At 73.3% G+C, this 26469-nt stretch carries 23 protein-coding genes and 1 pseudogene; 13 read left to right on the forward strand and 11 right to left on the reverse strand.

Annotated features, from left to right (window positions below):
- Positions 1-96 precede the first annotated feature (96 nt).
- The gene (locus ACFV3R_RS16805) at positions 97-981 is read left to right on the forward strand and encodes a glucose 1-dehydrogenase (RefSeq protein ID WP_385582471.1); all 885 of its coding nucleotides are present in this window, start codon (positions 97-99) and stop codon (positions 979-981) included.
- Between the two features lie 71 nt (positions 982-1052).
- On the opposite strand, the gene ACFV3R_RS16810 is transcribed toward ACFV3R_RS16805, so the two are convergent.
- The 4 genes from ACFV3R_RS16810 to ACFV3R_RS16825 form a co-directional block, all read right to left on the reverse strand.
- The gene (locus tag ACFV3R_RS16810; RefSeq protein ID WP_385582474.1) at positions 1053-2420 is read right to left on the reverse strand and encodes a GH1 family beta-glucosidase; all 1368 of its coding nucleotides are present in this window, start codon (positions 2418-2420) and stop codon (positions 1053-1055) included.
- Positions 2421-2506: 86 nt separating this feature from the next.
- Positions 2507-3382, reverse strand: a complete 876-nt coding sequence (locus ACFV3R_RS16815; RefSeq protein ID WP_385582477.1) for a carbohydrate ABC transporter permease — start codon at positions 3380-3382, stop codon at positions 2507-2509.
- Positions 3375-4388: a carbohydrate ABC transporter permease gene (locus tag ACFV3R_RS16820; protein ID WP_385582480.1), complete on the reverse strand. Its 1014-nt coding sequence runs from the start codon at positions 4386-4388 to the stop codon at positions 3375-3377. Before ACFV3R_RS16820 ends, ACFV3R_RS16815 begins: the two co-directional genes overlap by 8 nt.
- 10 nt (positions 4389-4398) lie before the next feature.
- Positions 4399-5712: an ABC transporter substrate-binding protein gene (locus ACFV3R_RS16825; protein WP_385582483.1), complete on the reverse strand. Its 1314-nt coding sequence runs from the start codon at positions 5710-5712 to the stop codon at positions 4399-4401.
- Between the two features lie 152 nt (positions 5713-5864).
- Between ACFV3R_RS16825 and ACFV3R_RS16830 the strand changes: the two genes are divergently transcribed.
- The 5 genes from ACFV3R_RS16830 (at position 5865) to ACFV3R_RS16850 (ending at position 10901) form a co-directional block, all read left to right on the forward strand.
- A complete protein-coding gene (locus ACFV3R_RS16830; protein WP_385582486.1) occupies positions 5865-7181 on the forward strand; it encodes an ROK family protein in 1317 nt (438 codons plus the stop codon).
- Between the two features lie 217 nt (positions 7182-7398).
- Positions 7399-7668: a GlsB/YeaQ/YmgE family stress response membrane protein gene (locus ACFV3R_RS16835; protein WP_385582489.1), complete on the forward strand. Its 270-nt coding sequence runs from the start codon at positions 7399-7401 to the stop codon at positions 7666-7668.
- Positions 7669-7881: 213 nt separating this feature from the next.
- Positions 7882-8289, forward strand: coding sequence for a rodlin (locus ACFV3R_RS16840; protein ID WP_385582493.1), 408 nt, complete (start codon positions 7882-7884; stop codon positions 8287-8289).
- 442 nt (positions 8290-8731) lie between these two features.
- A complete protein-coding gene (locus ACFV3R_RS16845) occupies positions 8732-9091 on the forward strand; it encodes a hypothetical protein (protein ID WP_385582498.1) in 360 nt (119 codons plus the stop codon).
- A gap of 466 nt (positions 9092-9557) precedes the next feature.
- Positions 9558-10901 (forward strand): UDP-glucose dehydrogenase family protein, encoded by a 1344-nt coding sequence (locus ACFV3R_RS16850; RefSeq protein ID WP_385582501.1) that lies wholly within the window; start codon positions 9558-9560, stop codon positions 10899-10901.
- Between the two features lie 104 nt (positions 10902-11005).
- On the opposite strand, the gene ACFV3R_RS16855 is transcribed toward ACFV3R_RS16850, so the two are convergent.
- The 4 genes from ACFV3R_RS16855 to ACFV3R_RS16870 all read right to left on the reverse strand — a co-directional run bounded on the left by ACFV3R_RS16855 (position 11006) and on the right by ACFV3R_RS16870 (position 14875).
- Positions 11006-11740: an SDR family NAD(P)-dependent oxidoreductase gene (locus ACFV3R_RS16855; protein ID WP_385582504.1), complete on the reverse strand. Its 735-nt coding sequence runs from the start codon at positions 11738-11740 to the stop codon at positions 11006-11008.
- Positions 11741-12119: 379 nt separating this feature from the next.
- On the reverse strand, positions 12120-12524 hold the full coding sequence (locus ACFV3R_RS16860; RefSeq protein WP_385582507.1) for an STAS domain-containing protein: 405 nt from the start codon (positions 12522-12524) through the stop codon (positions 12120-12122).
- Positions 12525-12699: 175 nt separating this feature from the next.
- The gene (locus ACFV3R_RS16865; protein WP_385582510.1) at positions 12700-14337 is read right to left on the reverse strand and encodes a SpoIIE family protein phosphatase; all 1638 of its coding nucleotides are present in this window, start codon (positions 14335-14337) and stop codon (positions 12700-12702) included.
- 175 nt (positions 14338-14512) lie between these two features.
- Complete coding sequence (locus ACFV3R_RS16870) at positions 14513-14875, reverse strand: STAS domain-containing protein (protein ID WP_385582513.1); 363 nt, start codon at positions 14873-14875, stop codon at positions 14513-14515.
- Between the two features lie 399 nt (positions 14876-15274).
- Here ACFV3R_RS16870 and ACFV3R_RS16875 point away from each other — a divergent pair.
- Positions 15275-15862, forward strand: a pseudogene (locus ACFV3R_RS16875) (sugar transferase); the annotation flags it as partial.
- Here ACFV3R_RS16875 and ACFV3R_RS16880 read toward each other — a convergent pair.
- Positions 15856-16827, reverse strand: a complete 972-nt coding sequence (locus tag ACFV3R_RS16880) for a GDP-L-fucose synthase family protein (protein WP_385582516.1) — start codon at positions 16825-16827, stop codon at positions 15856-15858. The pseudogene ACFV3R_RS16875 and the gene ACFV3R_RS16880 sit on opposite strands and share 7 nt — an antisense overlap.
- 187 nt (positions 16828-17014) lie before the next feature.
- Between ACFV3R_RS16880 and gmd the strand changes: the two genes are divergently transcribed.
- From gmd to ACFV3R_RS16895, 3 genes are read left to right on the forward strand one after another with little or no spacing between them, the layout of a single operon-like run.
- On the forward strand, positions 17015-18046 hold the full coding sequence (gene gmd / locus ACFV3R_RS16885; RefSeq protein WP_385582519.1) for a GDP-mannose 4,6-dehydratase: 1032 nt from the start codon (positions 17015-17017) through the stop codon (positions 18044-18046).
- Positions 18043-18591: a putative colanic acid biosynthesis acetyltransferase gene (locus tag ACFV3R_RS16890; protein WP_385582522.1), complete on the forward strand. Its 549-nt coding sequence runs from the start codon at positions 18043-18045 to the stop codon at positions 18589-18591. The genes gmd and ACFV3R_RS16890 overlap by 4 nt, the downstream gene beginning before the upstream one ends.
- Entirely contained in the window at positions 18588-19784 is a 1197-nt protein-coding gene (locus tag ACFV3R_RS16895) for a glycosyltransferase (RefSeq protein ID WP_385582524.1), read from the forward strand. Before ACFV3R_RS16890 ends, ACFV3R_RS16895 begins: the two co-directional genes overlap by 4 nt.
- Here ACFV3R_RS16895 and ACFV3R_RS16900 read toward each other — a convergent pair.
- Positions 19744-21015, reverse strand: a complete 1272-nt coding sequence (locus ACFV3R_RS16900; RefSeq protein ID WP_385582527.1) for a glycosyltransferase — start codon at positions 21013-21015, stop codon at positions 19744-19746. The genes ACFV3R_RS16895 and ACFV3R_RS16900 overlap by 41 nt on opposite strands.
- A 72-nt stretch (positions 21016-21087) precedes the next feature.
- On the reverse strand, positions 21088-21243 hold the full coding sequence (locus ACFV3R_RS16905; protein WP_385582530.1) for a helix-turn-helix domain-containing protein: 156 nt from the start codon (positions 21241-21243) through the stop codon (positions 21088-21090).
- A 313-nt stretch (positions 21244-21556) separates the two neighbouring features.
- Here ACFV3R_RS16905 and ACFV3R_RS16910 point away from each other — a divergent pair, with 313 nt between their 5' ends.
- The 3 genes from ACFV3R_RS16910 to ACFV3R_RS16920 are packed head-to-tail and all read left to right on the forward strand — an operon-like array spanning position 21557 to position 26354.
- A complete protein-coding gene (locus ACFV3R_RS16910; RefSeq protein ID WP_385582534.1) occupies positions 21557-23092 on the forward strand; it encodes a hypothetical protein in 1536 nt (511 codons plus the stop codon).
- Positions 23089-24789 (forward strand): lipopolysaccharide biosynthesis protein, encoded by a 1701-nt coding sequence (locus ACFV3R_RS16915; RefSeq protein ID WP_385582535.1) that lies wholly within the window; start codon positions 23089-23091, stop codon positions 24787-24789. The genes ACFV3R_RS16910 and ACFV3R_RS16915 overlap by 4 nt, the downstream gene beginning before the upstream one ends.
- Positions 24786-26354 carry a lipopolysaccharide biosynthesis protein gene (locus ACFV3R_RS16920; RefSeq protein WP_385582538.1) on the forward strand — a complete coding sequence of 523 codons (1569 nt, stop codon included), beginning with the start codon at positions 24786-24788 and terminating at the stop codon, positions 26352-26354. Before ACFV3R_RS16915 ends, ACFV3R_RS16920 begins: the two co-directional genes overlap by 4 nt.
- Positions 26355-26469 lie beyond the last annotated feature (115 nt).

A 26469-nucleotide genomic window follows, 5' to 3' on the forward strand; every position in this document is an offset into this window, starting at 1 on the left:
GGGGACCGGGACGGGCGGTGAAGATCGTTTGGATCACCGGCCCGGGGGTACACCGCTCTACCGTCCCACCAGCCGACCCGTGAGGAGTGCTGCACCGTGCCCGGCTCCGACCCGCGACACCCCGGCGACCGGTACCCGAAGCCGCCCTACCCCCAGCAGGACGACGACCACCCCGGTGACACCGCAAGGATGGAACCCCGCCCCGACCACGGTGAGGAGAGCTACCGCGGCAGCGGCCGGCTCACCGGCCGGCGGGCGGTGGTCACCGGTGGCGACTCCGGCATCGGGCGGGCCGTCGCCCTCGCCTTCGCTCGGGAGGGCGCGGACGTGCTGGTGACCCACCTGGACGAGGAGGAGCACGAGGCGCGCGAGACGGTACGGCTGGTGACGGAGGCCGGCCGCCGCGGCGTGGCGGTCCCCTGCGACATCCGGGCCGAGGAGCAGTGCCAGGCGCTGGTCGACCGCGCCGTGGCGGAGTTCGGCGGCGTGGACGTCCTGGTCAACAACGCCGCCTACCAGATGGCGCAGCCCGAGAGCATCGAGGGCATCACCACCGAGCAGTTCGACCGGGTGGTGCACACCAACCTCTACGGCATGTTCTGGCTGTCGAAGAAGGTGCTGCCGCACATGCCCGCCGGCGGCAGCATCATCAACACCACCTCCGTGCAGGCCTACCACCCCAGCCCGCACCTCCTGGACTACGCGATGACCAAGGGCGCCATCGTCACCTTCACCAAGGGCCTGGCGCAGGCGCTCGTGGAGCGCGGGATCAGGGTGAACGCGGTGGCTCCCGGCCCGGTGTGGACGCCGCTGATCCCGGCCACCCTGCCGGACACCGAGTCCTTCGGTGAGCAGGCGCCGCTGGGCCGGGCCGCGCAGCCCGCGGAGATGGCGCCGGCCTACGTCTTCCTCGCCAGTGACGAGGCGAGCTACATCACCGCCGAGATCGTCAACGCCACCGGCGGCACGCCGCTGCCGTAGCGGGGGTGCAGGACGGCCCCGGGCCCGGGAGGCAGTCGCGCTCCCGGACCCGGAGCCCGCCCGGGGCCGGGTCAGGCACCCGCCGCCGCAGCCCGGGCCGCCCTGACCACCTCGGCGTAGTGGCGTCCGCTGGTCTTCACGGTCCGCCGCTGGGTCGGGTAGTCGACGTGCACCAGGCCGAACCGCTTGTCGTAGCCGTAGGCCCACTCGAAGTTGTCCATGAGCGACCAGGCGAAGTACCCGGCGAGCGGGGTGCCGGCCGCCACCGCGCGGTCGCAGGCCGCCAGGTGCTCGTCCAGGTAGCGCACCCGCTCCGGGTCGTCGACGCTGCCGTCGGCCGCGACCACGTCGGCCCAGGCCGAGCCGTTCTCGGTGACGTACACCGCCGCCGGGCCGTACTCCCGGGTCACCCGGTTCAGGATCTGCTCCAGCCCGTCGGCGTGGACCTCCCAGCCCATCGCGGTGTGGCGGGCGCCCTCGGGGTCGACCTGGCGGGCGTGCGGGACGGGCCCGGCGGGGTCGTCGGCGACGACCTGGCGGAAGTAGTAGTTGATCCCCAGCCAGTCCAGCGGCGCGGCGATGGTCTCCAGGTCGCCGGTGTGCACCGGCAGGTCCACGCCGTAGAGGTCGAGCATGTCCTGCGGGTAGCCGCGGCCGTGGATCGGGTCGAGCCACCAGCGGTTGGTGTGCCCGTCAGCGCGGCGCGCCGCCGCGTGGTCGGCCTCGGAGCCGGAGGCCGGCTCGATCGGACTGAGGTTGTTGACGATGCCGACGCGCGCGTCGGCGCAGGCCGCACGGACCGCGGCGGTCGCCAGGCCGTGTCCGAGGTGCAGGTGGTAGGAGGCGCGCACCGCCGCGGTGAGGTCGGTCAGGCCCGGGGCCATCTTGCCCTCCAGGTGGCCGATCCAGGCCGAGCACAGCGGCTCGTTCAACGTCCCCCACTGCTTCACCCGGTCGCCCAGGCGCTCGGCGACGACCGAGGCGTAGGCGGCGAAGTGCTCGGCGGTCTCCCGGGACGGCCAGCCCCCGCGGTCCTGGAGCGCCTGGGGCAGGTCCCAGTGGTAGAGGGTGGCGAAGGGGGTGACGCCCGCCTCCAGGAGGCCGTCGACCAGCCGGTCGTAGAAGTCCAGGCCGGCCTTGTTCACCGCCCCGTCACCGCCCGGCACGACGCGCGGCCAGGCGATCGAGAAACGGTAGGCGTCCACCCCGAGGGTCCGCATCAGCCCGATGTCCTCGGGCCAGCGGTGGTAGTGGTCGCAGGCCTCGTCGCCGGTGTCGCCGTTCGCGACCTTCCCGGGCCGGTGGGAGAAGGTGTCCCAGATGCTGGGCGCGCGCCCGTCCTCGGCCACGGCGCCCTCGATCTGGTACGAGGCGGTCGCCACCCCCCAGACGAAGTCGGCGGGCAGGGCGTCGAGCCGGGGGACTTGGTGCTGGTTCACGACAGGATCCTCATGTGTTCTCGTCGGTCCGCACGGGGTGGGGGCGGACGGGGTGGTGAGGCCGGGGCCGGGGCGGCCCCGGACCGTCACTTCACGGCACCGGCGGTCAGACCGGCGACCAGGTAGCGCTGGAGCAGGAGGAACCCGGCCACCACGGGCACGCTGACGACCAGTGAGGCCGCCATCACCTGGTTCCAGTAGACGTTGTTCTCCGAGGCGTAGGCCTGGAGACCGACCGCCAGGGTCCTGGTGGTGTCGTTCGTCATGATCGAGGCGAACAGCACCTCGCCCCACGCCGTCATGAAGGCGTAGACGGCGACCGCCACGATGCCCGGCACCGCGGCCGGCACCACGATGCGGAAGAGCGCACCGAGCGGCCCGCACCCGTCCACCAGCGCCGCCTCGTCCAACTCCTTGGGGATGGACTCCAGGTACCCGATCAGCATCCAGATCGAGAACGGCAGCGAGAAGGTCAGGTAGGTCAGGATGAGGCCACCGCGGGACCCGAACAGCGCGATGCCGGTCGACTCGCCGATGTTCACGAAGATCAGGAACAGCGGCAGCAGGAACAGGATGCCCGGGAACATCTGCGTGGAGAGCACCGTGACGGTGAAGACGCGCTTGCCGCGGAAGTCGTAGCGGCTCACGGCGTACGCCGACAGGATGGCGATCACCACCGAGCAGACCGTCGCGGTGCCCGCCACGATCAGGGAGTTGACGAAGTACTTCGCCAGCGGGACGGTCGTCCAGATGTCGATGTAGGGCCGGATCGTCAGCCCCGAGGGGATCCAGTGGAACTTCCCCGAGACGTATCGAAGCGGCTTCAGCGAACTGGTGATCATCACGTAGACCGGCACCAGGGCGAAGAGCGCCAGCAGGGTCAGCACCACGCGGCGCGTCCACACCAGCGACCGCGGGTCGGCGTTGGGGGAGCGGCGCCTGGTCACTGAGGTACTAGACATCGGCCGTCTTCCTCTCGCGCGAGGTGAACCACAGGTACAGCGCCGTCACCACCAGGAGGAACAGCAGCAGCAGGACGGACATGGCCGAGCCGGTACCGAAGTTCCAGTTGACGAAGGAGTTGCGGTAGATGTGGATGGACACCAGGTCGGCCGCCTCCGGCGGCGCCTTGCCGAACAGCACGAACGGCGTGTTGAAGTCGTTGAAGTTCCACAGGAACAGCACCAGCAGCAGGACCTGGTTGACCGCCCGCAGTGAGGGCAGCGTGATGTGGCGGATCTGCTTCCACACCCCGGCGCCGTCGATGGCGGAGGCCTCGTACAGCTCGCCCGGCACGTTCTGCAGCCCGGCCATGAGGACCAGGAAGGCGAACGGCCAGTTGCGCCAGACCGAGACGATGACCATGGCCCAGAAGCTGTTGCTGTCGATCAGCCAGAAGGAGGGTTTGTCGGTGAGGTGCAGCTCGTCGTGGAGCAGGTGGTTCAGCATGCCGTTGTCGTGCTGGAAGATGAACGCGAAGGTGATCGTCGCCGCGTACACCGGCAGCGCGTAGGGCACCAGGAAGACCGTCCGCAGCACTGCCCGCCCGCGGAAGCTGCCCTGCATGAGGATGGACGCGGCCGTCCCGAGCAGCCAGGACAGGCCCACCACCAGCACGGTGTAGCACACGGTGGTGACGAAGGAGTCGAGCAGGCCAGCACCCACGGCGCCGTTGAAGTCGAAGCTGACCTTGTAGTTGTCCAGGCCGTTCCACGGTGCGCCGGTCCAGTTGCGGATGAAGAACTGGGTGAGCTGCTTGAAGCTCATCATCACGCCGTAGACCATCGGCACGAGGTGGATGAGCAGTTCCATCAGGACGGCGGGCAGCAGCAGGAGGTACGGGAGCGCGCGGCCCCGTAGCCGCCCCGAGCCGCGGGGAGTCCTGCGGCCCCGCGGCCGGCCGCCGTCCGTCCCCTCGGGCCGGACGCCGTCCCCGGGCGTGGCCGCAGAGGTGGTCGTGGCAGTCATCGGTAGCGTCTCACTCCGTCGGCATCTTCTGCTGGGCCTTGGTCAGTTCGGCCTTCACGCTCTCGGTGGTCACGCTGCGGCCGGCAGCGGCGTCGGCGAGGAGGTTCTTGATGGCGGTGCCGACCTCGGTCTCGAACTGCGACTCGTTGGCGACCTGCGGCAGTGCGGCGGAGGACGCGTTGAGCTCCTGGGCCATGACCTTCAGGTCGGGGACCTGGAAGGCGTCGTCGGCCTGGACGGCGGTGACCGGCGGCACGGCGCCGAAGACGTTGCAGAGGACCTTCTGCTCGTCGTTGCTGGTCATGAACTTCACGAACTTCAGCGCACCGTCGAGGTTCTTGGTGTTCTTGAAGACGGAGAGGTTGATGCCGGCCGCCATGTTGTTGACCTGCTTGCCGGTGCCCGGCTCGCCCGACTGCACGGGCATCGGGGCCACGCCCCAGTCGCCGTCCTTCATGCCGTCGGCCTTGAGCGGGTTGCGGGCGTTCTGCCACAGCAGCATGGCGGCCTTGCCGGTAGCCAGGTCGTTGATCGACTGGTTCTTGGAGTACTCGGCGTTGCCGGGGGCGGCGATCTTGTCGGCGGCCAGGAAGTCGACGTACTGCTTCACCGCGGCGACCGCGCCCGGGGTGGTGAAGGTCGGCCGGGACTTGGCGTCGAAGAAGTCCGCGCCGTGCTGCTTGCCGAGGATGAACGCGTGGTGGGCGTTCTCGCTGAGGTTGCTGCCCTCGACGGCCAGGCCGTACTTGCCGTCCTTGGTCAGCTTCTTGCCGTCCGCGACCAACTCGTCCCAGGTGGTCGGCGCCTTGGCGATGCCCGCCTCCTTGAACCTCGCCTTGTTGTAGTAGAGGCCGTAGCCCAGGGAGTACAGCGGCACCGCTGCCGGGTCCTGCCCCGCGGCGCCGGTGGAGGCCATGGCCGACTTCACGAAGCGCGACTTGCCGCCGATCTTGGCGAAGGTCTTGTCGTCGAACGGCAGCAGGGCGCCCGTCGCCTGCAGGGAACTCGACCAGGTGTTGCCGATGTTCAGCACGTCCGGACCCTGGCCCGAGGAGGTGGCGGCGGTGATCCGGTTCAGCAGGTCGGCCCACGGGATGACCTCGAGCTTGACCTTGATGCCGGTCTGCTTCTCGAACTTCTTCAACTCGGGGGTGAGGATCTTGACGTCGTCCTCGGGGGTCGCCGCCTGGTTGGAGGCCCAGTAGGTCAGCTGCTTGGGCTGGCTGTTGTCGCCCCCGGAGGAGGTGCCGCCGCCACAGGCGGTGGCGGCGGCGAGGGTCGCGACGACGACGGCGGTGGCGGCGGCGGCTCTGGTGGTGCGCATGATCGGTGGCCCCTTTCTTAGGGGTGCGGCGTTCAGTCTGTGTTCGAGAACCAAACGACGTTCATGGCTTAACTTTTGGCGTGAGTTAAGTAGTGGGAAGGAGTGTCGTCAAGGCTTTCGGCGCCTGTATGTTCGTCCGCGGAAGGAGCCACATGCCCCAGCGGAGCAAGCGGACCGTGCGTGACCTGCGACGTGACAACAGAGCCCGGGTCTTGCAACGGTTGTATTTCGAAGGCCCCCTCAGCCGCCAGCAGTTGGGCGAGGACACCGGCTTGAGTTCAGGAGCGGTGAGCAACGTGGTCGGCGAACTCCTCGCGGACGGTCTCGTGGAGGAGGCCGGGATCGTCGACTCCCGCGGAGGCCGGCCCATCACCCTGCTCAAGGTCGCGGGATCCGTCGGCTACCTGGTGGGGGTCGACGTGGGCGAGACCAGGGTCAGGCTGGAACTGTTCGACATCGCCATGACCGAGATCGCCCGCTGCGACCGGCGCCTGGACCGCGACGGCTTCGGCCCCGCACAGGTCGTGGAGCAGATCGCGGGCGCGCTGGCCGAGGTGCTGCGCGCCGGCGGGATCACCCGCCAGGAACTGCTCGGGGTGGGGGTGGGCGTGCCGGGCATCGTCGAGCGTGACGCGGACGGCATGGGGGTGGTGCACAGCCAGACCACCGACTGGGTGGACGTGCCGTTGGAGCGGATGCTGCGGCAGGCGGCCGAACTCCCGCCCGAGGTCGGCTGTTTCATCGAGAACGGGGCCCACACCCTGGGGCGTGCCGAGATGTGGTTCGGGGCCGGACGCGGGACCCGCAACGCGGTGATCGCCCTCATCGGGTCGGGCGTGGGCGCGTGCGTGGTGACTGACGGCGCCCTGTACGGCGGGGGCCGCAACAGCCTGGGGGAGTGGGGCCACACCACGCTCCAGGTCCGCGGCCGCCGCTGCCGGTGCGGCTGCCGCGGCTGCCTGGAGGCCTACGTGGGCGCGGACGCGATGACGGCACGGTGGCGGGAGGCCGGCGGCACCCCGCCCGACGGCGCCGGCGAGGAGACCGCGCTGGCGGCCCTCATCGCGGCGGCCGGCGGGGACGGCGGGCAGCCGCGTGACCCGGTGGCCGCCGCCCTGCTGCGGGAGACGGCGGAGTTCCTCGGCGCGGCCATCGCCGACATGGTCAATCTCTTCTGCCCCGAGCGCGTGCTCATCGGCGGCTGGGCCGGGCTGATGGTGGGCCCGCGGCTGCTGGAGGAGGTGCGCGGCCATGCCCGGGCCTACGCACTCCGCCACCCCGCCGGGCGCGGCACCATCGAGCTGGGGGAGCTCGGCCCCAACGCGGTGACCATGGGCGGGGCCACGCTGCCCCTGGCGCACTTCCTGGAGAGCGGTGGACGGTACGAGGCGGACCGGGTCGCCGAGCCCGCGGAAGCCGCGCGGGAGCAGAGCCGCGTCCCGCTCTCGGTGGGAGCCGCCTCCGCCTGACCCCGGCCGTGCCCGGGCCGCCGTCCCGTCCCGGTGTCCTCGGCCGAGCGCGCCGCAGGTGTGACCGGCCACCGGGCGGGCATGCGGCGGGGGCGCCCCGGAACCGGGCCGAAGGCCGGCACGTCCGCGTCCGCGCCGCACCGCCCCTCGTGGCGGAGTGCGGAGGCGGCCGTGCGGGGCGCAGGAGCAGGCAAGCGGAGAAGAAGGGTGTGGAGCCGTGGGAATCCTCGGTTGGATCGTCGTCGGACTGCTGGCGGGCGCCATCGCGAAGGCGCTCATGCCCGGCAAGGACCCGGGGGGTTGTCTGATCACGATGCTCATCGGCGTCGTCGGCGGCCTGCTGGGCGGCTGGCTCGGAAAGGTGATCTTCGGAGTGAAGTCCATCAACGGCTTCTTCCACCTGTCCACCTGGATCGCCGCCGTCGTCGGCTCGGTGATCGTGCTGCTCCTCTACCGGCTCCTGACCGGGGGACGCGCACGACGGTGAACCACCGGGGGGCGGGGCCCCGCCCCCCGGGTCGCACCGGGACGGCGGCCGGCACCGCGGCGTCAACCCGGCGCGGGTGACGTCGCGCACCGGGCCCCGCGGACAGGGGGAGGTGTGAGCCGTTCGAGTGGAGCACCGCAACATCTCGGCGTCGGACGGGGTTGAGCCGGGTGCCTTGATCACAAGGGCGCTCCGCTCGAAAGGGAAGAACCGATGAAGAAGTTCATGGCCGGCGCGACGATCGCCGCCTCGCTGGTGGGGTTGTCGGCCGCCGTCGCTCCGCAGGCGTTCGCCACCGCCAACGACCACGGCCCGACCGCCGTGAACGGCAACGGATCCGGCGAGGCCATCGGCAACGCGGCCACCCGTGGCCACCGCAGCCCCCAGTTCAACGTCGCGCAGGGCCTGCTGAACAAGCCCTGCGTGGGTGTCCCCGTCAAGGCCAACGTCGGCAGCCTGATCGGTCTGATCAACGTGGCCGTCCAGGACATCGACGTCCTGTCGAACCCGCAGTTCCAGCAGTGCACCGACAACTCGACGCAGCAGAAGCGCGACGAGCCGCTGTCGCACATCCTCGACGACATCCCGGTGCTCTCCGCCAACGGTGCCGGCAACCGCTGAGCGGCACCACTGCGGACCGACAGGTCCGCCACCGTGTGAACGGGAACGCCGCGGCGTACCTCCCCTTCCGGGAAGGTGCGCCGCGGCGCCGTTGTGTGCACCGCCCCGGGGCCTGCGGTCCGCCTGCGGCTCCGGGGCGCTGCTCCCCGGAGTGCGGAGAGGGCCGGCCGGGTCCTAACCCTGCGTGACCCGGTGGCCGTTGGGACGAAGCCGCCTGTCCCCGGAGTGGACACCCTCCGCACGCACGGGATTTGCAGGCCTCCCGTCCCTCGGCCCGGACGGTTGCCGGTACTTCCCACCCGCCGTCGGCACTCTCCGTAACGCACTGCCGACCTGGGCGAATGCCTGGACGGAGTAGGCGGACGGCGCTCAGCAGGACGGATCGCGGCGCACCCCATAGCGTCTGAAATGTCCTTGTTGGAACGAGTCGAGGAGATCGACTGTGAAGAAGACTCTCGCCCGCGGCATCGCCGTGGCCGCCCTGTCCGCCGCCGCTGTGGTGCCGATGGCCGGGGCTGCCCAGGCCGCTCCCGCCCAGTCGGCCGCCGCCACCCAGATCAGCGGGGGCGACTACGACCACCACGGCAAGAAGTGCGACCACCGCCGGGACGACGACTCGCGTTGGGTGTGCTTCTGCAAGCACCGCCACCACCGCCACGACTACGACCGTCGCGACGGGTACCGCGACGACCGTGGCTGGGACTACGGCCGTGGCTGGAACCACGACCGTCACGACGGCGACTACGGTCGCTGGGGCAACATCCGCGGCGGCTTCGTCGCCTGGGGCGGTTTCAACTTCTGACCCCGGTCGGTGAGTACCGGTGCCCGGTGAGTGGTCCTTCGTGCCGCTCACCGGGCACTGCCGCGTCCCCGGCGGCGTCCCCCGTCCTGCGTCGCCGGCCACCCTCGGTGGGCTGTCGCACACCCACCGCACACCCTCGGCCGCCGCACTGCGCGGGCGGTGCGGGCAGTGGCCTGACCGGCTGAACCCGCCGTCCCGCCACGGAAAGATCGGTGATCACCCGTCGCCGCGCGCCGTTCACCTGGGCGGGGTACGCTGCCAGAACAGTCAGCAGATCGGTGGCGCCCCGTTGCGAGGGCGTCCCGACGCCCGCTGACCCGAGCGCCGCAGGGCTGCGGCGCGGCCTCGAGCCCGGGGTGCCCGGCGTGCGGACGAGCACGGGAGAGGCATCCGCGAACGGGCGGACAACCTGCGTGGACCCGAGCCGCCGAGCGCGGGCCCGCGGACCTTCGTGCGGGAGGCCGTCATGCGTGTAGCCGTGATGGGACAGGGATACGTAGGGCTGACCGGTGCCATTGCGCTGGCCGAACAGGGACACGACGTGGTGGGGGTCGAACGTGACCCCGGACGGCTGAGCATGCTGCGGGCGGGTACCTCACCGATCTACGAGCCCGGAGTGCCGGAGGCGCTGGCCCGGCTGCGCGGCTCCGGCCGCCTGGTGTTCGCCGCCGACACGGCAGCCGAGCACCGCAGGCACCCGTTCGACATCGTTCTCGTAACCGTGGGCACCCCGCCCGGCCCCGACGGGGCGGCCGACCTCACGCAGGTCAGGTCCGCACTGGACCAGGTCGCCGCGCTGGACCCCACGCCCAGCGTGGTGCTGAAGTCGACCGTGCCGCCGGGCACCAGCGCGTTGCTGCTGGACACCTACACCGGGCTGCGCGACACCTACGCCTACAGCCCCGAGTTCCTCAACCAGGGCAGCGCCCTGGAGGACTGGCGCACGCCCTCCCGGATCGTCGCCGGCCTCTGGTCGCAGGACATGCTGCCGCTTCTGCGCGCGCTGTACGGGGACGCGCCGAGCCCCTGGGTCGTCACGACGCCCACCTCCGCCGAAATGGTCAAGTACGCCAGCAACGCCTTCCTCGCCACCAAAATCAGCTTTGCGAACGAGATGGCGCGGCTCTGTGCCCAGCCCGACGTGCACGTGGACGACGTGATGCGCGGGGCCGGACACGACCCCCGGATCGGTGACGCGTTCCTCCGCCCCGGCCTCGGCTTCGGCGACTCCTGCCTGCCCAAGGACACCTCGGCCCTCCGGCGCTGGGCGGCCGACCTCGGCATCCCCACCCCGTTGCTCGACGCCACCACGGCGGTCAACGCCGCCCAGCCCGCCCTGGTGGTCGACATGCTCCGGGAGGAGTTCGGCCCCGCACTGGCAGCAGCGCGCGTCGCCGTGCTGGGGGTGCGTTACGAGCCGTGGAGCGACGACATCCGCGCCGCCCCGAGCGGCCTGGTCATCCCGGAACTCACCCGGCTGGCCGGCGAGGTGCGGGTGTGGGACCCGGCCATGGACCTGCCCACCCTGAACGGGATGTTCCCCGGCACCGTCCCCGCTGCTTCCCTGCACGAGGCGGTGCACGGCAGCCAGGCGCTGGTCGTCCTCACCGAGTGGCCGGAGGTCGTCGGTGCCGACTGGCGGGCCCTGACGGCAGGGCTCGCCGAGCCCCACGTGGTGATCGACGGCAAGAACTGCCTCCCGCCTCAGGCGCTGGCCGGACTGGCGGTGCGCTACCGGGGGATGGGCACCCGCCTGGTGCCCACGGCGCCCGCCCCGGTGCGGGCCCCCGACCGCAAGCTCGCCGAGTGAGAAGGGCCGGGCCCGGCCTCCGTCGGGAGGGCCCGGCCGCCCCCGCCGGGACGGCTGTCCCCGGGCGCGGGGCGGCGGCACGGCCTCCTCGCTGACCCCGGCGGTCAGCGTCCGCCGGCGACGCGCAGCACGGCTCCCGTGGTGTACGAGGCGTCCGGCGAGAGCAGCCACGCCACGGCCCCGGCGATCTCCGAGGGCTGACCGGCGCGGCGCATCGGCACCCCGGAGGCGACCCGGGCCGGGCGCTGCGGGTCGAGGTGGAAGTCGGTCCAGACGGTTCCCGGCGCGACCGCGTTGACGCGGATGCCCTGCTCGGCGACCTCCTGGGCGAGACCGACCGTGAGGGTGTCCACCGCGCCCTTGGCCGCCGCGTAGTGGACGTACTCGCCGGGTGAGCCGAGGGTCGCGGCGGCCGAGGAGACGTTGACGACGGCCCCGCCGCCGGAGGCGGCCATGTCCCGCACGGCCCGGCGGGCGCACAGGAGGTACCCGAGCACGTTGACCTCCAGGGCACGGCGCATGCCGGCTGCGTCGGCCTCCGCCAGCGGCCCCACCGGCCCGCTGACCCCCGCGTTGTTGACCAGCCCGGTCACCGGACCCAACGCCTGCGCGGCGGTGTCGAAGAGCCGGTCGACGGCGTGCTCGTCGGAGGTGTCCACGGCGACCGTGACGCAGCCGCGCCCCGCCGCCCGCACCTCCTCGGCGACCCGGTCGGCGGCCCGGGCGTCGCTGCGGTAACCCACCACCACGTCGTGGCCCTCCGCGGCCAGCCGGGCGCAGACGGCCGCGCCGATACCGCGGCTGCCGCCGGTGACGACGGTGACTCCTGTTCGGTCCATGGTTGTCTCCTGATCAAGAGTGCGCGCCCGCCGCGACTCTAGATCACCGTCCTCACCGCCCCCCCGGCCGGTCTCCGTCGCGGCAGCGGACTGTGGGCCGGGCTCGTGGGTGTCCTCGGCCGCGAGCGGTTCTGCGCGGTGGGCGGCGAGATCGGCAGCCAGGTGCAGTCGCCACAACGGGCTGGACCACCCGAACCCTGCCGGGACGTGGCGCGGATGACGGAGCCGGCGCGGGGCGGACACTTCGCACCGATCGAGGAACCCGAGCTCTGCGCGGAGGAGCTGCGCGCGTTCTTCCGCCCCTTCCGGAGGCCGGCGGACCGGGCCGCGCCCGGCACTGCCCGCGGGCAGGAGCCCTGCCGGGATCCGCCGGACAGGCCTACCCGGGCTCGCCGTCCCGGGAGGGTCCGGAGGGGTCCTCGGTGGCTGGGTCGGGGCTGTCGGCGTGCGCGAAGAGCGTGAGGGTGCCGGTGATCTCCAGCAACCGGACCAGCGGCGGGCGGCGGTGCAGCAGGACGAGCTCGGTGCCGAGCGCGAGGGTCCGCCGGTGGAGCATCAGCAGCGTGGACAGGCCCATGGAGTCGCAGACGCCCAACTCGGCGCAGTCCAGGGTGAGCCGGTGCGGCGCCGGGCTCGCGCCGAGGACCTCGGAGGCGACGTGCAGCAGCTCGTCGGCCGTCTCGTACCCCAGGTCACCGGTGAGGGCCACCTGGACCTCACCGGTACGGGGGGTGGAGACGTCCAGGTGGAGGAGAGCCGTGGCTCCGTCGGGGGTTGAGGTCATGCTGCGGTTCCGGTCGTGGGGAGGGGAGGGCGGCGAAGGGGGTGGTGTGCGGTCGGTCCGCACGGGACGGAACGCGACGGCGAAAGCCGCTGCGGCCCCGGACCTGCGGCCCGCTGCCCGGTGCCGTTTGCTCGGTGGCGGGGGAGCGCCCGCACAGGGCGCCGGGAGAGCACGGTCATCGGGTGAACCTACCCGGTCCGTGGCCTCCTACTGCACTGAGATGGGTACGGCGCGGAGCGGTGATCGCCATCACCGCCATGTCGTCGTGGTGGCCCTGGCCCACCCACTCGGCGGCATCGCTCTGCACCCGCTCCACGACGGTCTCCGCGGGCATCCCGGCGCACCGCCCCAGCACCCGCCGCAACCGCTCCTCGCCGAAGAGCTCCGAGCCCTGCGGACCGCCCTTCGCCTCGGTGATCCCGTCGCTGTACAGCAGGCAGGTCTCACCGGGCTGGAGCTCCGTGGTGTGCGTCGTGGCGGACACCTCGGGCAGGGCGCCGACGAGGGTGCCGTGCGTCGGCACCTCCTCGACCTCGCCGCCGGCCCGCACGATCAGCGGCGGCGGGTGGCCTCCGCTGGTCAGGCGCAGGCCGACGCCGCCGTGGTGGGGCGTGATGGAGGCCAGCACCAGGGTGGCGTAGCGGGTGTGGTGGACGCTGAGCAGCGAGCCGTTGAGCAGTTTGAGCAGCTTCTCGTGGTCGGGCTCGACCATCCGCAGTGCCCCCAGCGTGTTGCGGATCCGGCCCGTGAGGACGGCCGCTTCCAGGCCTCTGCCGCAGACGTCGCCGAGGACCGCGAGTGTCTCGCCCGTCCCGTCCCCGTCGTCGTCGGCCGGGTGGACGTCGTAGAAGTCCCCGCCCACCCGCTCCTCGTCCCGGGAGGCCCGGTAGCCGCCGGCGATCTCGACGCCGGTGCGGTCGTGCAGCTCCGGCGGCAGCAGGTCGCGCATGAGCAGGTCCGCGAGGGCGGACTGCCGCGCCAGGAGCAGGGCCGAGCACAGGGCGGCCCCGGCCCGTGCGGCGAAGACGCGGACGAAGGCGGCCTCGTCCTCGCCGAAGCGCTCCCCACCCCCGCGGCGCAGCAGGACGAGGGCGCCGGCAGGACCGGCACTGCCCGGCAGCGGCACCACCAGGACGTCGCCCACCGGTCCGAACTCCTCCGGCACGACCCACTCGGGCACGGCGACCGGCTCGCCGGGCCGGGCCGCCGGGACGGCGGGCGGGCCACCGAGCGCCTCGGCGAGGCCGGGCAGTTCGCCGGGGTCGGCCCGGAGCTTGTCGCGGTGCAGCGAGCCGTCACCGCACACCCGGGTCAGCTGGGGGTGCCGTCCGGCGGGCCCGCCGACCACCAGCGCGGCGTCCGCCAGGTGCCCGGCGGCCAGCCGCGCCGTGGTCTCCATGCAGGTGTCCGCGTCGGGCGAGGAGAGCAGCCGGTGCGAGGCCTCGGCGAGGAAGGCGGTCCGCTCGCGTTCGGTCCGCAGGGCCTGGCGGGCCGAGTGCAGCTCCGTGTTGTCTGCCAGCCACCACGCGACCGAACCGTCGGCCGCACGGGTGCGGTGCGCCTGGAAGCGGCGGCTGCCGACGGGCCCCTCCGCCCGTTCGGCCCGGCGCGACTGCGCTTCGGCGAGCCACGTCGGGCCGCCGCGCTCCAGTCGCGCTCCGACAGCCAACTGCGGGAGCAGCGAGGCCGCCGCAGCGTTGAGCACCCGCACCACGCCGTCCCCGTCCGTCACGAGCACGGGCAGGGGGGAAGCGTCCAGGGTGCAGGCGTCACCGCCCCCCGGTACGTCACTGACCTTCGCGGTTCGCCTCACATCGGGGAATTCCGTCCTCACGGCCCGGATTCCGTTCACCTTCTCCCACGTCGACTTCGTTGCTGTCAGACAACCATCCTCTCCCGGACGTCGACAAGGCAAGCCCCGGTCGGGCGCACGGAAGGCAGGTGGCGCGCGGTCGCGGCAAGGGGGCGCGGGCGGCGGGGCCCGCTGCTCAGGTCGGCGCGGCGAGGGCTTCTTCGACGCTGCGCCGGGCGGGCAGGAAACCGGTGGTGCCGCTGATCGACAGCAGCCGGGCGACGGCGGGGGCGAGGGGGCCGGCCAGCCGCAGGTCGCTGCGGGTGCGGGCGTGGAGGAGGAGCCCCAGGGCGGTGGAGTCGGCGAAGGTGACCTCGGAAAGGTCGACGACCACGCGGTCGGCGCTGGTGCATGCGGTGTCCAGGGCGTGCCGGACGTCCTCCTCGCACTCGATGTCGATCTCTCCTCGGAGGGCCACGACGCAGGCCCGCTCACGCATGTAGCGGCCGGCGACGACGTCCCCTGCTCCGTCCTGGGGTGTCGGGTAACTGGAGGCCATGGACACGAGCTTGCCGGTACACGCGTTCGGCACGCCAGGTGATCGTCAATATGCGTACAGTGACATCACTCTTCAGTGGGGCGGGCGGGTCGGGGCGGTGCGCCGGGGGCGTGCGGCATGGCCGGAGATCGAGGGTGGGTTTGGCGGTGGCGCGAACGAATTGGGCGAACTGCTACGGAAGCGGCACTCCGTGCTCTACCGTTCTTCCCGCGGCATCGTTTGCTGTTGCGATGCCGAGCCGGGGGCGGCAGCGGGGAGTCAGGGGGCGGGGCGTTGTCCGAAGTCATGGGTACCGAGCGGCTGAGACCGGCACCGTGGCCGGCGGTGTCCGGCGGACCGGGCGGGCCCGCAGGCGGCCCCCTCGCCGCCGGCCGACCGGCACGGCCGGCCGCCCGGCTGGTCAAGGAGGTGGGCGACCGGCTCGGAGCCGCGCTCCTGCTCGTCCTCTCGCTCCCCCTGATCCTCGTGGTCGCGGCGGCCGTGCGCCTCACCACCGGCGGGCCGGCCTTCTACCGGCAGCACCGGGTGGGACGGGAGCTGCGGCCCTTCGTGATGTGGAAGTTCCGCACCATGGTGGTGGACGCCGAGGCGCTGCGCCCGTACCTCGCGGCAGGCAACGAGCTGGACGGCCCGATGTTCAAGATGCGCCGCGACCCGCGCGTCACCCCGCTGGGACGGCTGCTGCGCCGCAGCTCCCTGGACGAACTGCCGCAGCTCCTCAACGTCCTGGCGGGCCACATGAGCCTGGTGGGCCCCCGGCCTCCGCTGCCCGAGGAGGTGGCCCGCTACGACGAGGCGACGCTGCGGCGTCTTTCGGTCAAACCCGGCCTCACCGGCCTGTGGCAGGTCGGCGGACGCTCGGACCTCACCTGGAGCGAGGGGCTCGCACTCGACCTCGCCTACGTCGACGGCTGGAGCCTGCGCACCGACCTCGTGGTGCTCGCCCGCACACTGCGGGCCGTGGTGAGCGGCCGGGGCGCCTACTGAACGCGCGCCCTGCGGGAGGGGGCGTCGACCGCCCCCGACTCCAGCCACCACCGGTAGGTCCGGGCGACACCTTCCGCCAGGCCGATGCCGGGCTTCCAGCCCAGCGCCGTCAGACGCGAGACGTCCAGCACCTTGCGGGGCGTCCCGTCCGGCCGCGAGGGGTCGAACCGGATCGCGCCCCGGTAGCCGACCACTTCGGCCACCACCGCCGCGAGTTCGGCGATGGTCAGGTCCCGGCCGCAGCCCACGTTGACCGGTGAGGCGTCGTCGTACCGGCGCAACAGCACCTCGCAGGCCGCGGCCAGGTCGTCCACGTGCAGGAACTCGCGCCGCGGGGTGCCCGTCCCCCACAGCACGACCTCCTCCCGACCCGCCGCTTTCGCCTCGTGGAAGCGGCGGAGGAGGGCGGGCAGCACGTGGGAGGTCTCCAGGTCGAAGTCGTCCCCCGGGCCGTAGAGGTTGGTGGGCATCGCGCTGATCCACGAGGCGCCGTACTGCCGCCGGTAGGAGGCCACCTGCTCCAGACCGGCGATCTTGGCGATCGCGTAGGCCTGGTTGGTCGGTTCCAGTGCGCCGCTCAGCAGGGCGTCCTCCGTCAGCGGCTGCGCCGCGAACTTGGGGTACACACAGCTCGAACCGAGGAACAGCAGCCGCCGCACGCCCACCGTGTGACTGCCCGCCACCACGCTGAGCTGGATGCGGAGGTTGTCCTCCAGGAACTCCACCGGCCGGCTGCTGTTGGCGAGGATGCCACCGACCCTGGCCGCGGCGAGCACGACGGCGTCGGGCCGCTGCTCCCGCAGGAAGGCGAGGGTGGCCGCGGCGTCCCGCAGGTCCAGCTCGGCGCGGTCGCGCGAGACCACCTCGTACCCGGTCTCCGTGAGACGGCGTGCCACGGCGGAACCCACCAGGCCGCGATGGCCGGCGACGAAGACCCGGGACGGCACGGGCAGCAGATCCTCCACGCCGGCGATTCTTCCACCAACCGCCCTCGCCCGAGGCGGCATTCACCATCCCCGTGCACCGATCGTCCGGATTCGCCGGTCCGCGGAAGCCGCCGACGCTAACGTTCTCACCAGCGAACACCACCCGACCGCCCGGCGCCCGACCAGCCCCGGCGGCCACCCCGCACGTCGAACCCCTGGGGGGACCATGAGGCCGACGACCGCACGACCCGGGACCGCGATGATCACAGGCGTCACCGGACAGGACGGCTCCTACCTCGCCGAACTGCTCCTGGCCAAGGGTTACACCGTGCACGGCCTGATGCGGCGGACGTCCAGCTTCAACACCGAGCGCATCGACCACATCTACCAGGACCCGCACACCCCCGGGCGACGGCTGGTGCTGCACCACACCGACCTCTCCGACGGCGTGTCGCTGGTCAACCTGCTCCGTGAGATACGCCCCGACGAGGTCTACAACCTGGGAGCGCAGTCGCACGTCCGCGTTTCCTTCGACGCTCCGCTGCACACGGCCGACGTCACCGCTCTGGGCGCCCTGCGGCTGCTGGAGGCGGTCCGCGCGGCCGGCCTGGACACCCGCGTCTACCAGGCGTCCTCCTCGGAGATGTTCGGCGCCACCCCCCCGCCGCAGAACGAGCACAGCCCCTTCCACCCCCGCAGTCCCTACGGTTGCGCCAAGGCCATGGCCTACTGGTCGACGGTCAACTACCGTGAGGCCTACGGTATTTACGCCGTGAACGGCATCCTCTTCAACCATGAGAGCCCCCGACGGGGTGAGACCTTCGTGACCCGGAAGATCACCCGCGCTGTCGCCCGCATCGAGGCGGGACTCCAGCACGAGCTGCACCTCGGCAACCTCGACGCGGTCCGCGACTGGGGCTACGCGCCCGAGTACGTCGAGGCCATGTGGCGGATGCTGCAACAGCAGGAGCCGGACGACTACGTCGTGGCCACCGGGGTCCCCGCCACCGTCCGCGACTTCCTCGCCGCCGCCTTCGGCGCCGCCGGGCTCGACTGGCAGCGCTACGTACGCCACGACCCGAAGTACGAGAGACCCGCCGAGGTCGACCAACTCGTCGGCGACGCCACCAAGGCCCGCACACTCCTGGGCTGGGAGGCAGCAGTGCACTACGACGAACTCGCCCGCATCATGGTCGAGGCCGACATGCGCCGCCTCGCCGACATGCCGGTCCGCAGCCGCGCGGGCGTCGCCTCATGAGCGCCGCCCCGCAGACCCGCACCACCGGCCGCCGGCTGCGCGGCTTCACCGGCGCCGGCTACGACAAGGGGCGGGGCCCGCTGGTCCAGGCAGCCTGGTTCGCCGTCCTGCACCTGTGCTTCGTGAAGTGGTGGCTCCCGCCGCGGCTGCGCCCCGCCCTGCTGCGCCTCTTCGGTGCCCGGGTCGGCGCCCGGGTGCTGGTGCGCCACGGCGTGCGGATCCACTGGCCCTGGAAGCTCGACGTCGGCGACGACGTCTGGATCGGTGAGGACGCCTGGATCCTCAACCTCGAACCCGTCACCGTCGAGCACGACGTCTGCATCTCGCAGGGCGCCCTGCTGTGCACCGGCAGCCACCGCCGCCACTCGCCGACCTTCGAGTTCGACAACGCGCCGGTACACCTGCGGGCCGGGTGCTGGGTCGCGGCGCGCGCCGTGGTGCTGCGGGGCGTCACCGTCGGCAGCTGCGCCGTGGTGGGCGCCGGCGCCGTCGCCCGCCAGGACGTGCCCGCCGGCACCCTCCTCACCGCGGGGGACGGCCGGTGAGAATCACCCACGTCGTCACCCTCGTCAGTGACGACGCCGCCTACGGCGGGCCGGTCAGCGTGGCCACCGGACAACTCGCCGCCCTGGCGGAGCGCGGCCACCAGGTCGCGCTGCTCGCCCTGTGGCGGGGCGCCGGACCGGCACCGGCCGCCCTCGGCGGTGTGCCGCTGCGCGCTCACCGCGCCCGTACCCTCGTGCCCGGCCAGGGCTTCCTCGGGCTGCTGCACCCCGGGCTGGTGGCCGCGTTGTGGCGGGCGGCGGGCGAGGAGGGCGTCCTGCACGTGCACGCCGGCCGCGACCTGGTCTCGTTGACGGCGGTGGCCTGCGCCGTCCTGCGCCGGCGGCCCTTCCTCGTGCAGACCCACGGCATGGTCGCGCCGCGCGGCGCCCTGCTCGCGCGCTGCTTCGACCTGCTGTACCTGCCCCTGCTGCGCCGCGCCCGGCAGGTCCTGGCACTGACCGGGCGGGAGGAGGCGGGGCTGCGCAGACTACTGGGGCGGGGGCGGCGCGGCGCCCGGCTGGCCCGGCTGCCCAACGGCGTCCGCCCGCCGGCCCAGGCACCCCCGCCCGCCGCACGGCCCGCGGGCCCGGTACCGGACGTGCTGTTCCTGGCCCGGCTGCACGCGCGCAAACGCCCCGAGGCGTTCGTGCGGATGGCCGCCCTGGTGCGCCGCGAACACCCGGACGCCGAGTTCACCCTGCACGGGGCCGACGAGGGCCAACTCGCCCCGGTCCGCCGGCTGATCGCCGCAGAGCGGCTGGAGGGCCCGGTGCGCTACGGCGGCCCGCTGGACCACGCCGCCGCGCTGCGCCGGATCGCCCGCGCCACCGTCTACGTGCTGCCCAGCGTCGACGAGCCGTTCCCCATGGGCGTCCTGGAGGCGATGGCGGCGGGCACCCCCGTGGTGTGCACCGCGAGCTGCGGCATAGCCGAGGAACTCGGCAGGGCCGGGGCCGCCCTGGTCACCGACGGTTCGCCCGCGGCCCTGGCGAGGGCGGTCTCCCGGCTGGTGGACGACGCCGCCCTGCACCGCCGGGTCGCCGCCGCCGGCCGGAGCCTGGTGGCCGCACGCTTCTCGGTGGACCGGGTGGCCGACCGGCTGGAGCGCCTCTACGCCCAGGCCCTCGAGCCCGGGCCGCCGGCCACCGCCGTCAGGCCGGGTGGGACATCGTCCCCGCCAGCAGGGAGGTGACCCGGTCCAGCCCGGCCCGCCTGCTCAGCCGCTCCTCGACGTACCGGGGTCCGCGGGCCCCCAGTCCGGCGGCGCGCGGCCCGTCCTCGGCCAGCTGCCGCACGGCGTCCAGCAGCGCCCGGGGGTCCTCCGCGGGCACCACCACCCCCGCCCCCGAGCGGGTCACCTCGCGGGCCGTCCCCCCGTCCGCCGCGACCGAGGCCACCACCGGGCGTCCGGTGGCGAAGTACGAGGTCAGCTTGGACGGCAGGCTCATGTCGGTCACCGAGGCGCGCTGCGTCACCACCAGCACGTCGGCGGCGGCGAGGACCTCCGGGAACTCCTCCGCCGCCACCGGAGGCCGGATCTCCAGGCAGGAGACGTCCGCGCCCAGCGCCGCGAGGCGCTCCCGCTGACTGCCGTCCCCCATCACCACCACGTGCACCCCGCCCCCCTCCCCGTCGGCCAGGCGTGCCGCCTCCACCAGGACCTCCAGCCCCTGCTTCAGGCCCATGTTGCCGGCGTGCAGCACCACCGTGGCCTCCGCCGGCCAGCCCAGCCGGGCGCGCACCCCGGCCCGGTCCTGCCGGGCCGCCGGCACGTGCACCCAGTTCGGCACGGTGTGGACGCGCCGACGGTCCACCCCGAGGGCGACGACGGGCTCGACGAAGCTCTCGTGCACCACCCCCACCGCGGCGGCGCCCCGCAACACCCTGCCCTCCAACGCGGTGGCCAGCGCCGCGGCCCGCCCCCCGCCGGGTATGCCGCTCTGCCGCGCAGCCGCCCCCATCAGGTCCTGCACCACCACCACGTGCGGGGCACCGGCCCGGCGCGCGGCCCGGTGGCCGAGCAGCCCGCCGGCCAGCGTCGGCATCTGCGTCAGCACCACGTCGGGCCGTATCCCCACCGGCGCGAGGGCGCCGTGGACCAGGACCGTCGCCTCGTACAGGGCCCGCCGCACCGCCGTCTGCCGGGACGGCACGGTGTGCCGGCGGCGGTGCACCGTCACCCCGGCGAGAGATTCGCGCACCCGCCACCGGCGCCGGTAGTCCGCGTGCACCCGCCACGCCGGGTAGTGCGGCATGCCGGTCAGTACGTGGGTGTCGGCGCCCACCGCCGCCAGGTGCTCGGCGATCTGGGCCGAGTACGGGCCTATCCCGGCGTGCTCCGGCGCGTAGTTGGTGGACACCACGAGCACGCACCGGCCCGCGAACGGGTTCTCCACGTCATCCCCCTCAGAAGGTCCGGCCAATGTGACATCCTCCCCGCCCTGACGGACGGGGATTCCCGTCTGCCGCGCCGTTGTCCGGCGGGGCCGGCGGTATCAGCCTGCGGAGCGCTGGTGAGACCGGGACTCCTCCCCGGTCTCACGGACGCGAAGCGCGTCGTTGAAGACCACTCGTGCACACCCGGAGGCCCTGGCCGGCGCCGAGCGCTGCGGACCGTTGGGACAGACGCGGAAGCCGGACCGGAGCTGCACACCGTGATCATACAAACGTGCCTCATGTCACCACGTGGGAATGCGCATCCTGATGTGCGCACAGGCCGTCATGTCATCCACAACCTCCACGCCCAGTCGGTTCTCCTCACCAAGTGCCGGCGTGGCGCCATGGCGGACGAGATCATGACGCTGTGCGGAGAGGTCATGAGGGAGGTCTGCACGGATTCCGAGGCCGAGCTGCAGCAGTTCAACGGTGAGGCCGGCCAGGCAGGTCCGCGACGAAAACCACCCGGTTCGCCCGCCGGCCTGCCGCAGATCGCCTACATTGACCCCGGGTGGCGGAGGGGGAGGGATGGGCGAGAGCGAACAGCCTGCGGCGCCGCACCGCGCCCCGGTCCGGCACCGCACGTCGCGGAGTACGAACACCGGTACGCGGCAGGCGCGTTCGGTGGTCGCGCTGTGCGTGTGGACCCTCCTCCTGGTCGTGGCCCTGCCACTGCTGGTCCTCCACGGGGCCACTGCGCGCCTCGGAGCCGCCACGGCCCTGCAGTGCGTGGTGGTGGCCCACGCCGGAACGGCCCTGGCGCGCGTCCTCACCGCCCCCACATCCCGGGTGAGCGCCCTCGGGTTCTGGCTCTTCTCCTACGTGTGGCTGGGGTTGGCGCCCCTGCCGATGCTGGCCACCGGCACCTATCCTCGCGGCTTCGTGGTCGACGCGGACACCGCATTCGCCGCGTGCGCCCTGGTGGAGGCAGGCCTGACCGCCTACAGCGTGGGCGCCGCGCTCGCCGGCCGGCGGCCCACCCACACCTCCACGGTCCTTCGGCCGCTGCTGTCGCGCACCATGGCCCCCGCCCGGGTCCTGCTGCTGAGCGCCGCGGCGCTCCTCCTGGCCGTGGTGCTCATCATCCAGCAGGGCGGACCGGCCGCCTTCTTCCACAGCCGGCAGGCCGCCAACACCGCGGCGGAACAACTGGCTTCCAACGACTCGGCCGGTCGCGCGCTGGCCGCCTGGGGCCTGAGCGTGCCCGCCTTCACAGCCCTCGCCGCGCTCGCCCACGTGCAACGGGTGCGCGGCGGCGACCGGGTGCTGCGCGGCCTGCGGTGGCTGCTGCTGCCCGCGCTGGTCGCGGTGAACGTCGTCGTCAACAACCCCGTCAGCCAGCCCCGTTTCTGGGCGGGGACGGTCCTGCTGACACTGGTGTTCAGTCTGCCCGTGACGGCCCGGCCCCGGGCGTTCCGGGTGGTGGCGGGCGTGCTGACGGCCACCGTGCTGGTCGTCTTCCCCTACAGCGACTACTTCCGCTACGACACCCACGGCGACGTCCAGGTGGTCTCCCTGGCCGAGCAGTTCACCACCAACGGCGACTACGACGCCTTCCAGCAGATCGCCACCGGCGTCGACTACGTGGCGAAACACGGCTTCACCCCGACCGCCGCGCTCGGCCCGCCGCTTTTCTTCGTGCCCCGCTCGCTGTGGCCCGGCAAACCCGACGACGCGGGCGTCCTGTTGGCGCGGCACGCCGGCTACAGCTTCGACAACCTCTCGGCCCCGCTGTGGATCGAGACCTACCTGTGGGCCGGACCGGCCGCCGTCGTGGCGCTCTTCGCCCTGCTGGGCGCCGTCAGCACGCGGGTCGACCGCATCTTCCACCGGCACCGGCGCTCCGGCACCCTCGGCGCCCTGCTGGTGCCGGCCGCCGGCTTCTACCAGCTTGTCCTGCTGCGCGGCTCCCTGCTGGGCGTCCTCGGGCCCCTGGCGCTCGTGGTGGTGCTGCCCTTCCTGGTCAGCCGGCGAGCCCCGAGGCACAGCAACGGGCCCCCGGCCCCCGCCCTGATGCCGGCACCGGCCCCCCGTCCCCTGCCACCTGAGGGAGTCACGCGTTGAGCGCCACCGAGGACCACTTCGAAGAGCCCGACCAGCTCCGCGACCAGGTGCGCCAGCTCCTGCGCTACCGCTCCCTCATCCTGGTCGGGCTGGTGCTGGGCCTGCTCGGCGGGGTCGCCGTGGACCTGCTGACGGGCGACCGGTACACCGCCACCGGCGAGGTCGTCGTCCAGGCCATCAGCACCGCACCCTTCGAGGCCGAGGGCTTGTCGGCGGACAAGCAGGTCAGCATGGCCACCGAGCGGCAGATCGCACAGAGCGCCGCCGTCGCCGGCCGCGCGGCCAACGCCCTGCACCTGACGCTGCCCGTCGCCGACATCCAACGCGACCTCCAGGTCAGCAACCCGCCGCAGACCCAGACCCTCCAGTTCGACTACACCGCGACCACCCCGCGGGAGGCCGCCCGACGGGTCAACGCCTTCGTGGCCGCCTACTTCGCCTACCGCGAGGACGCCGCCAAGGACCGCATCGACACCTCCGTGAAGAAGCTGGCGGCGGAACTGGACCCGCTGGTGGAGCAGAGGTCCGCGCTGGACCACCGGCTCGCGGCGGGCGACGACCCCACCAAGGACACCGACCTCTCCGAACGCGCCGACCTGGTCAGCCAGATCGCCGACCTGCGCTCCCGCACCTCCAGCCTGAAGTCGCTGGACACCACGCCGGGCGAGGTGGTCCGGCGCGGCGACCCGCCGGCCCACCCCGCAGGCCCCGGACTCGGCCTGCTGCTCCTGATGGGCGCCGTGGCCGGACTCGCCCTGGGCCTGCTCGGCGCCTGGGTCCGCGCGGTCCTCGAACCCCGTGTCCGCTCGGTCGCCGACGTCCAGGACAACCTCCGCGCCCCCGTCCTCGGCATCCTCCCGCGCGGACCGCGCAGCCAGGCGGTGATGGAGGTGGGACGCCCGCGGGCGGGCAACCGCGCCGAGGCCTACCGCACCATCGCCTTCCGCCTGGTGCACGACCGGCGCTTCGCCGGACGCGGCAGCCTGCTGGTGGTGGCGCCGCGGGAGCACTCCGGGGCGGTGGAGGTGGCCGTCAACCTCGCCGGGGCCTTCACCGAGATCGGCAACGACGTCCTGCTGGTCGAGGCCGACCTGCGGGACCCGCTGCTGGAACGGGTGCTCCCGGTCCGCCGCACCATCCGCGACCCCCGCACGCTGGGGGAGTGGCCGGGGGAGCAACGGCTGACCGTGGACGCCGGGATCTGCGGCGAGTTCGCCCTGGTGCCCGGCCGGCGGGTGCAGCACCCCGCGCGTGTACTGTCCTCCGCCTCCTTCACCCGGCTGCTCGCCACCCCCAACGACCCCAACGAGAACGTGGTCGTCCTCACCGAGCCGCTGCTCTCGCACGCGGACGGGCTCGCCGTCGCCAAGCGGGTCGACGGCGTCCTGGTCGTCTGCGACCTGGACCGGGTACGCCGCGACGACCTCGACCGGGTCTGGGAACTCGTCACCGCCGCCGGGGGACGCATCCTGGGCGCCGTCCTGGACCGGGACGGCGGCAGCGGCCGGGGCGGTCTGGCGCGCCTCCTGGACGGCGGCCCGGCCCGCAACAAGCGACGCCGGGACCGCGGAGCCCAGGTACCGGGTGCGCCCGCCGGCGGCGAGTCCCCGTACCCGGTGGCGCCGGACGGACGCCTCGACGGGCGGTACGACGACGGCCCCCACCCGGGTGACCCGACCGGGCTGCGCCTGCCGTGACGGGCACGGCTCCCGCGGAGGGAGCGGATCCGCCCGACGCCGCCGAGCCGCAGGACCCGTCACCGCCGCGCGGGGCGGAGGGGGCCACCGCGCGCGGCGGCTGGTTCGCCCTGCTCGGCTCGGCGGTCAACGCGGTCAGCGGCTTCGCGCTGGTGGCCCTGGTGAGCCACGGGGCGGGCGCGGCGGGCACCGGGGCCCTCTTCACCGGTATCGCCGTCTTCACCGTGCTGGGCAACGCCTGCAAACTCGGCGCGGACACCGCCCTGGTGCGCTTCGTGGCCCGGGACCTCGCCCTCACCGGTGGCGGAGCGGTCCGGGGGCTGCTGCGGACCGCGCTGCTGCCCTCCTGCGCGCTCGCCACCGCCACCGCCGTCGTCCTGGCACTGGCTCCCGGTCTGGCGCCGCGCCTGATGCCGGACCTCGCCGCCACCGACGCACGGCACCTCATGGTGCTCTTCGCCGTCTTCCTGCCGGTGGCCACCGCCGGCCTCGTCGTCCTGGCCGCCAGCCGCGGACACGGCTCCGTCCTCGCCTTCGTCACCGTCGAACAGATCGGCAAGCCGCTGGCCCGGACGGCGCTGACCTGGGCGGCCCTGGTGTGGGCGGCGCCGGGCGCGGTGACGCTGGGCGCGGCCTGGCTCGCCCCGACCGCCTTGGGGACGGCGGCGGCCTGGCTGTTCCTGCGCGGGCAGCGACGCGCCCGCCCGGCCGTGCCGCAACTCCCGCCCCCCAAGGCCGAGTTCTGGGCCTTCGCGCGGCCCCGCGCCCTCGCCTCGCTCTTCGACATCGCGGCGGTCTGGATCGGAGTTCCCCTGCTGGCACTGTCGGGTTCCGGTACCGAAGCCGGCGTCTACACCGCGGTGACGCGCCTGGTGACCGCCGCGACCCTGTGGCAGCTCGCGGTCCGCCTCGCGGTCGCGCCCCGGATCGGCTCCCTGCTGGCCACCGGTGAACACCGGGCGGCGCAGCGCCTGCACGGCCGCTCCACCACCTGGATCGCCCTGTTCTCCTGGCCCGTGCTCGCCCTCCTGGCCCTCTTCCCGCACACCGCCCTCGCCCTGTTCGGTGCCGGTTTCGCCTCCGGCGCGCCCGCCCTGACGGTCCTCGCGCTGTGCAGCCTGGTCAACGTGGGCGTCGGCAACGCCCAGACCCTGCTGCTGATGGCCGGGCGCAGCCGCGACAACCTGGCCGTGGCCGCCGCGGCCTTCGCGGTGCAGGTGGGCCTGGGCCTGTGGTGGGCGCCCCGCTGGGGCGCGCTGGGCGCGGCGGCGGCCTGGGGCGCCGCCGTCGTCACCGACAACCTCGCCGCCGCGGCCCTGGCCCGGTGGCGGCTGGGCTTCCGCACGGTCGACCGCGGGTACCGCGCGGCGGTGGCCGCGGCCGGCTGGACGGTTGCCGTGGCGGGGGTGGTGCGGTGCCTGGGCGGTGACACTCCCGGCGGCGCGGTGCCGGCGATCCCTTTGTCCATTACGGCCTTTGCGGGGGCAATGTGGCGCTATCGTGAAGCTCTGGGGGCCGGCACGCTCCTCGGTGCACTGCGCCGGGGCCGCGCGCCGGACTCGTGACCCGTGTCCAGAGGGTGTGAGGGAACCGCCGTCCGGGCGTGCCGAGTCGGGCACGCGCCAGGCGGAGGCGCCCCCGCACCGCCGCTGGGGCGGACGGCCCGGTGCAGCGCGAGCC

Source organism: Streptomyces sp. NPDC059740 (assembly GCF_042733155.1).
Taxonomy (GTDB): Bacteria; Actinomycetota; Actinomycetes; order Streptomycetales; family Streptomycetaceae; genus Streptomyces.